This is a genomic window from Hydrogenophaga sp., from assembly GCF_022844385.1.
Classification (GTDB): Bacteria; Pseudomonadota; Gammaproteobacteria; order Burkholderiales; family Burkholderiaceae_C; genus Hydrogenophaga.
On record NZ_JALHLX010000156.1, the window covers coordinates 1 to 7,015 of the forward strand.

Consider the following 7,015-nt stretch of genomic DNA (forward strand, 5'->3'; position numbering starts at 1 on the left):
TCCGCCATCGTGGGGTGAGGTAAAAGAGTTGCTCGCTACAAAGTTAAATGAAATCAACAAGCTAGCGAACTAATTGGCTTGGGCCTGATAAAAAAGTCGTTCGCTTCGCTAAAAGCTTGTCCTACCTGTTTCCACAAAAGAGTCGTTCGCTTTGCCTTTCCGGCATGCATTAAGCTCTTCGTATGTTTAAGCAACACGCAAGCAATATCGCACCGAATCGCGGTATGCACATCGGATACAAGTACATCAAAGGTTCGCCAGTAGGGCATTTCTGCTGGATACCCACATCCGAGCAGCTCGCGGGCATTGAGGCTGGTTTGGGTAAAACGCTTGCCACCGTGGGGGCCAATCGGAGCTTGGTGGAAAGTGCAGTTGTACTCGCGCAGCGTCCGAGGGTCACACCTGCTTCATGGCGGAAAGTTGAGGGAGGCGTTGCGGTTGATGCTCCGGTATTCCGGTTCAATCAGTCGGGCGTCCTGGAGATAGTGGCAGGCCTTGAGTCTGTCTTGGCGGTGCTGCACGCCGAAACAAGCTTTGACACCGTTCCGGGCTTGCTCGTTTAGTCACGATAGCGCTGAAGCAGGTCCAGGAGAAGTTGTAGCCGGGCGACAACTACGCTCCTAGCGCTTCGACCTCCTGCCCATACACGCGCCTCCGAAAGTATGTTCTGCAGCAGCTGAACATTCAACGAATGTTCGTGGACACCATCAAACAACCACACCCCGAGACTCCGCGTAAAGGAGTCCAGTTTTTCGACTTCTGCTTGCGTGGGGCAGCACGACTCACCGACAGAAGAAAGCGCACCGCAAGCAACCGCAGCAAGCCAGTCTTTCTCTGCGCAGTTGAGGTGCCACAACATCCAATGGACCTCTGCACCGTAGGGCAGTGGCAGGCTATTGGAAGACGCAGCGGCAATTGCGGCAGCACCACAGGAAGGCGAGGGTTGTGCTTGGGTCACGGGCGTGCTTGGCAGGTTGAAGTACCTTGTTTAGAGCTTGGGTTTAGCCTCGCCTTGGTGCAAGAAAGTTGATTGCCTTGGATGAACGGGCATGTTGAGGTGTCGGCATTCCTGCGCAAAAGTCCGTTGGATCTTCGTAGGAAACTTCTTTCAGCACACCCAGGACACCCGTCGGGTACCAAGAACAAGCTCTACATTGCCTGCTCCAGGGCATGCGGTGACCTGATCTTCGTACCAGAGCGCTTGCTTAAGCCGTACAAGACGGTCGCGTAGCGACCGAGCGACAGCAAGGCCGCCGCGCGTTTCGAAACTCCCAATGCTCGACCAGGTTGCCGCGCTGGGGAGTAAAACCTTCAAGGCACTAAAGAATGACAGACACCTCTGACGTCCACGATCACGACGACACTGAATCCGGCTCTGGAAGCTACTCGATACGTGGCTACGAGTACCAGATTGACGTGTCAATATGGATGGCGCTCGATATCGTTCTCTCCAAGCAATACTCAGATCATTTGGTACTGGAGCCTGCCAGTGAAGAGGATATCGAGGCGGAAGTCGTCGATCAGGACGTTGGAACGATAACGAGTACCACGAGCATGGAAGGCTATCGACTGATAGTGCAGTCAAAACGCCGCAGCGGTGATGCTTGGAGAGTTAACGACATCAAGAGACTGCTCAAGCATGGTGTCCGGCGAGAGTCTGCGAGCGAGCGTCTTAGGAAGCCCAACGCCCGCTACTTGTTGGTCACTAACGCGGGGGCCAACGGCGGCATGCGCAGCCTCAAAATGAATGAGTTGATTCTTTGGCCAACAGACAAGATGCCTGTGAGCCTTGAGTCAGCCCTACCCGCAGACTGCACGGGTAGGGTGGCGGTGTTCGCAAACATGGACGAAGAACGTCTGGATAGGCGTATTCGAGACCTTTTAACCGGGGTGGGGAAGGTACCCACTAAGCATCTTGATAGGTGTCTCGCCGTGTTGCGCGAAGAGGCACGTTCAAGAGTGATGGGCGCAGGGGAGGGGCGATGGACTCGAGAGCAACTTATAGAAGTCGTCAAGCAGCACGATGGCTATGTCGCGAGCAGCCACGACATCGCACTGTACGTGAGGCCTTCAAACTGGGACGACATCCTCGATAAGATGGAAGTGAAGTCTGCGGCGCTGCTCATCGGTCAATCCGGAACTGGCAAGACCATGACAACCAAGGCGCTGTTCGAGGAACTGCGCGCCCAGCATGCAGGGCTAAATCGAGTCGCCATTGACAGTCCAAAGGACATCAACCGTGACACTACGCCTTCCCCGGTGCTCTTCGACATTGAAGATCCATGGGGAAAGTTCGACTTTGATCCTCAGCGTCGTGATTGGAATCAAGAGATAACCAAGGTGTTCTCGGAGGCAACCCCTCAGAGAATGGTTATCGCGACGACAAGACGAGACGTCGCACACTCCGCCCACGTTTTGAAGGCTATAGAGCCTTGGGCCGTGGCGCTGGAAGCCGAGAGCTACCAGCCTGAGCAGCGCTCGCGCCTGTATCAGTCTCGTATCCAAGGCCTGCCGCGCAACCTACACATTCTCGCGTCCGATGCCGAGTCTCACGTGCTCAGCAATTTGAACACGCCCCTTGAGATTCAGAAGTTCTTCGACGCGTTGTCCCATGAGCCTGATAACGAGGAGTCCAAGTTGTCGCGGGTTCAGGACGCCATCAGCAAGGCTCATGAAGAATCGATTGAGCGCACTGTGAGGGAGCAAATCGGCCAAAGGAAGGACTTGCCGGCTGCCACTGTGCTATGGGCCTTGTTTAAGGCTTCAGACAAGGTCTCATTTCGGCTCATCACTGAGCTCCAAGACGAACTGTCAGATAGGTCGAATGAGGATGGTCCAGACCTCATTCGATTTGTTCAGTTCTTTGTAGCTGCGCGAAATCTGCGCCAGGTTGACTCCTCCGTCTCCTACTACCACCCACGGGTGGAAGCTGGCGTGCAACGGCTCTTGCAGGAGAATCGACTTGAAGTGAGGCGAGTTCTAGCCCGTCTCGTTGACGTACTGACCTCGCTTACAAGAGACGTGGACGACAAGGGAGTGGCGATGGCGGCGCTTGTTCTTAAGGCAGAACGAAGCGAACTTGAGTTCGATACAGCCGTAAGCCAAACTGCGATGGAGAAGATCGATAGCTGGCTCAATGCACAGCTGACAAAGGGAGGGAGGGAGCTAGAGAAGCGGCTCGCGCTTGCCGCTGTCGTTGGTTCTGGGAGCAACAACCAGGCAGAAGTTGCACGTTTCCTCCAACACCGGCCAGATCAGACATTCCCTGGGTTCTCGAATTGGCACTTGCCAGATCACGATGAGGCTTGGTACTCACGCATGAAAGCAGACCCTGCCGTCAGGCGCCTGGTTGAGCTTTTTGTAGAGGAGGTCTTATGGGAAACTCGAGACAGTTTCAACGAGACGCTTGTTGACACGTTGGAAAGGTTCGCACCGGGACTTGCAACCTCATATCGAACGGCGGCGCTTCGCATCGTTTCCTATGGCGTCCACGACAACATCGATGTCATTGCCAAGGGATCGCTTCTTGACCTCGCCGGTTATGAGCCCGTGGTAGATGCCGCGGTTGATGAACTTCGCAAGATTTACGCTCCATCTCCTCAGCGCGATGAGGAGCACATGAACCTAGTTAACGAGGTTTACAGCGAAGACTATGTTGAGTGGACTTCTGACAATGACGAAGGTTACACCGCGACAGAGTTTCTCAAACTGTACGTCGAGCGAGTTCGTGAAATCGGAATGTGGCCTTCACTCGCCACGCACCGACACAGGTCAGATCTCTTGGAGCACTGGACTTGGGCAATCTGGCGGGAGTCCGCGGTAGATGTCCGTGAACTCAGGGCGGCGTTCGAGCAGGCGGGCGGAGGTGAGGCTGAACGCACCCTGTGGAGTTCCGTTACCTTTGAACACTACAGTGATTTTCGAGCGCTTTTGATGAGTCGCCTCTTGGATGAGGGGGCCGCGCCAGGTGTATGGCGGTCCGCTTTGAAGGCAATGGTCGGCATCAAACCCGAAGACCTTGTCGATGTAGTCACCCGTTTGAACAGTGGTCGCTTATCCTCAAGATCAACCGAAATCGCGCTTGAGCTTGGTCGCTTGAGAGCAAACCCTCGTAGAGACGAATACCCCTCTCTTCACATAGGCTTGGAGGGGGCGTTTTACGGACTGTCCTCTGCTCTCCAAGGCGTCGCGGTCGCCTCCTTCTCTGCTGAGTCAAAAGACACGCCCATTCTCTGCCCAGAGGCAGCTAGTTGGCTTGGCGGTGTTGACAGCCCTTCGGAAGAAGTTCGTGTCTTTCGACTCATGATGGCTACGCAGATGCCCCTGGACTTGCAAGATGACATCCGGTGGGTCTTGAGTCAATCCGATGACGCCGACAACTGCGCACTGGCGATGGAGGTGGCCGTGCAAAACGCGATGGCGGATGAGGTGGAAGCTGGTTTGAGCCATCGCTTCGCTAAGGTGGTTGCCATTTCACTGCGAGAAGCGGCAAAGGCCTGTGGCGTCCCCTTGCCTGCGCATCTTTTGGAACTGGTTCATTCGAAGCCCAGTCCAATTCGAAGAACGCTTGCAGTGGTTCTTTCGGAGAAACATCACGAAGATCACCTTGCGACTTTGCTAGTACTTGCCCACGATGGGTGGTCTCAAGGGTCGCGAGGTCATGGCGAGGAAGCTGACCATCCGATTGCTCGCTTGGCGGTCAAAGGATTGATGAACCAACCGCATGTCGACGTGGCTACTGCACATGAGTTGCTCGGGATTGCTCAAAAAACACACGACTCTGATTTGCGCTTCGACATCTTTGACCTTCTCGTCCAACGAGCGGGCAACGGCTTTCAGAGGCGGCTCATTCGAGGCACTCTAACGGCAGGTCGTCGAAGCGCCACAAGTTGTGCACGTGCATTGCTGGGCAACTACGGGAGTGTGGACAAAGACGCTATAGAGGCGGTTTCCGTTGAGGCACTGGCCACTGCCCATGAGCCCGTAGCAGTAATGCTGCTTGCTCTCGTAGGCCTGAGGGCGACGCCACAGTTTGTTCTCAGTACGGCTCGTGCGCTCGCAGGGGACGTCAACAAGAAGGTTCTATTGCTGCCGTTGCTCTGGGCTCAGAGCGAGGTGAAAGGTGAAGCGCTTTCCGGGATCGTCAGTCTTCTTCCCCCGGGACACGAAGCAGTGGCGATAGTGACTTCTGGTGACACCAGTAGGCTTGACTCGAAGAGTCTCGAAGATATTGGGGATGCCCGCAACGTTTCGGCCGTCGTGTCGCTTTTAAATCCGTAGAACGGCAAGTTCCGGCTTGATTAACAACTTTTGTGAACACGCTTCGGAGGAAGTTGAAATGAGTGAAAAGAAGCTTGCGCTGCAGCCCGGGTATGCAGCCCTTACAGCCTGTGTAGGCGCCGCAGCTGGTCTCATCGGCTCTGTTTTATCGGATGAGATCTCCGCCGTACCTCCATTTATATGGCTTCTTGCCGTGAGCCCTGACGCATTAGGTGGTCTTGGATTGTATTTCCCAGCGGCTATATTTTTGATCGCAATCATTGTCTTTGGTTGGCTTTTCGCTCAGGGATTCAGAGCACAACTGGAGGCGCAGAGGGATGTAACCGCGGAGCTGAAATCTGGCGTGAATTCTGTCAATGACCATTTAGGCGGTCAGATCTCCACGCTGGATAAAAGTGTCGCTGCTGTTCGACAGACATTTGAGGAGCAGTTGACAAGGCTCGAGGAGTCGGTAAGGTCGTTGCCTCCCGATGATTATTTGGTGGAATTTGAGGAGCAATTTTCAATAGGAATGACGCATGCGTCAAAGGCCTTTCTGTCCCGAAATGCAGTCCAAGATCGTGCCAATATCAGTTCGGCCATCGTCGTTAACCTTGTTGCAATCTTGTCATTGGCGCTAGCGTATGATGGCCCTTCGAAGGGTGTTCGATATGGCATCACCGTAATGATTTATCGTCGACTTGATCCGAAAAACCCCGTTGAAGGTTTGCGAGGGCGTTTTATCATGGTCGAACCAAGTTTGGCGGTTGAAACTCTTGCGGGATACTTGGAATTGATGCCGGAATTTTGTTTTGAGGCCGAATTGCGGGCCGCCGCGACTCCGATGGCAGGTGTAAAATCTATTTGTCTTCCAGTGCCTCTTGCATCTCATCAGTTTGACGAGGGAAGGACCACAGTTCTGCCAGGAGCCCCCACTGCTTTTTTGGAGCGAGAAGTTCAGTATTTTGAGAACGCAAGCGAACTGGAAGCGGTGATCGAGAGCCAAACGGCCCTGCGAACTTCCGTCGCTCAACAGGCTCGAAACTACTTCTCTGAGCATTCTGTTGGCAGCCAAATTAAGTCCTTCATTTCCATTCCATTCGGCTTTTCAACAGTGAATGGTGAGGACGAGGAGCCCGTTGGAGTTATCAATGTGCACTCCACCGAGCCGGCATTGCTGGGAGGAAAACGGGCAGAACTTTATGCGCCGTTAACTATGCCAATGCGCATGCTGCTAGCGGTGCTGTGGCAGCAACTCTCTGAGCTGCCGGCGGAAGAAGATCCACCGGTGGCTATACCTAGCACACTATGATAAGGTACCGAATATGGAACTCAAAGATCTGCCCTTTCCAACGACAGCAGCACTACCGGCCGCGTTGATTGCGATGGCGCGTTCTGCTGCTGAACCCTCCGCACCATATCGCGTTGTCCAGAAGCGAGGCTACTCTGTGGTCAGGCGCTCTGGTAGGCGTGAAGCTGTCGATGTGGGTAATAAGACGGCTGAGCGTGAAGCTGTAGGAGCTCTTGCTGTGGTAGCTAGGTAGCCTCGTGCGAACCGTCTAATTTAGAAAGCCTCCGTATGGAGGCTTTCTTCTTTTAGCGCAGTGCAGTCCGTAGACGGTTTTCCAGTCTTCGTTGGTGCCGACTCTCTGGTCGTGATCAGGTCAAACATGTGGTGATGCGCTCTTCGGTGTAGTTGCCCTAGGCTGCGAACACAAGCTGGGGGAGCCGTCGATCATCTGCGCCTGGTTGCAGG

Annotated in this window: 3 protein-coding genes; all 3 read left to right on the forward strand. The window is 54.4% G+C overall.

The annotated features are described in order from the left end of the window. Positions 1 to 224 precede the first annotated feature (224 nt). The 3 genes from Q0C59_RS17565 (at position 225) to Q0C59_RS17575 (ending at position 6,571) form a co-directional block, all read left to right on the forward strand. Positions 225 to 563, forward strand: coding sequence for a hypothetical protein (locus tag Q0C59_RS17565; RefSeq protein ID WP_291217948.1), 339 nt, complete (start codon positions 225 to 227; stop codon positions 561 to 563). 763 nt (positions 564 to 1,326) lie between these two features. Beyond that, positions 1,327 to 5,280: a hypothetical protein gene (locus Q0C59_RS17570; RefSeq protein ID WP_291217950.1), complete on the forward strand. Its 3,954-nt coding sequence runs from the start codon at positions 1,327 to 1,329 to the stop codon at positions 5,278 to 5,280. Positions 5,281 to 5,338: 58 nt separating this feature from the next. Beyond that, positions 5,339 to 6,571 carry a hypothetical protein gene (locus Q0C59_RS17575; protein WP_291217952.1) on the forward strand — a complete coding sequence of 411 codons (1,233 nt, stop codon included), beginning with the start codon at positions 5,339 to 5,341 and terminating at the stop codon, positions 6,569 to 6,571. Positions 6,572 to 7,015: the final 444 nt, after the last annotated feature.

Bases quoted from the DNA above. Each gene is read 5' to 3' on its own strand.
- Q0C59_RS17575 (WP_291217952.1), top strand. From the start codon at position 5,339: ATGAGTGAAAAGAAGCTTGCGCTGCAGCCCGGGTATGCAGCCCTTACA.
- Q0C59_RS17570 (WP_291217950.1), top strand. From the start codon at position 1,327: ATGACAGACACCTCTGACGTCCACGATCACGACGACACTGAATCCGGC.
- Q0C59_RS17565 (WP_291217948.1), top strand. From the start codon at position 225: ATGCACATCGGATACAAGTACATCAAAGGTTCGCCAGTAGGGCATTTC.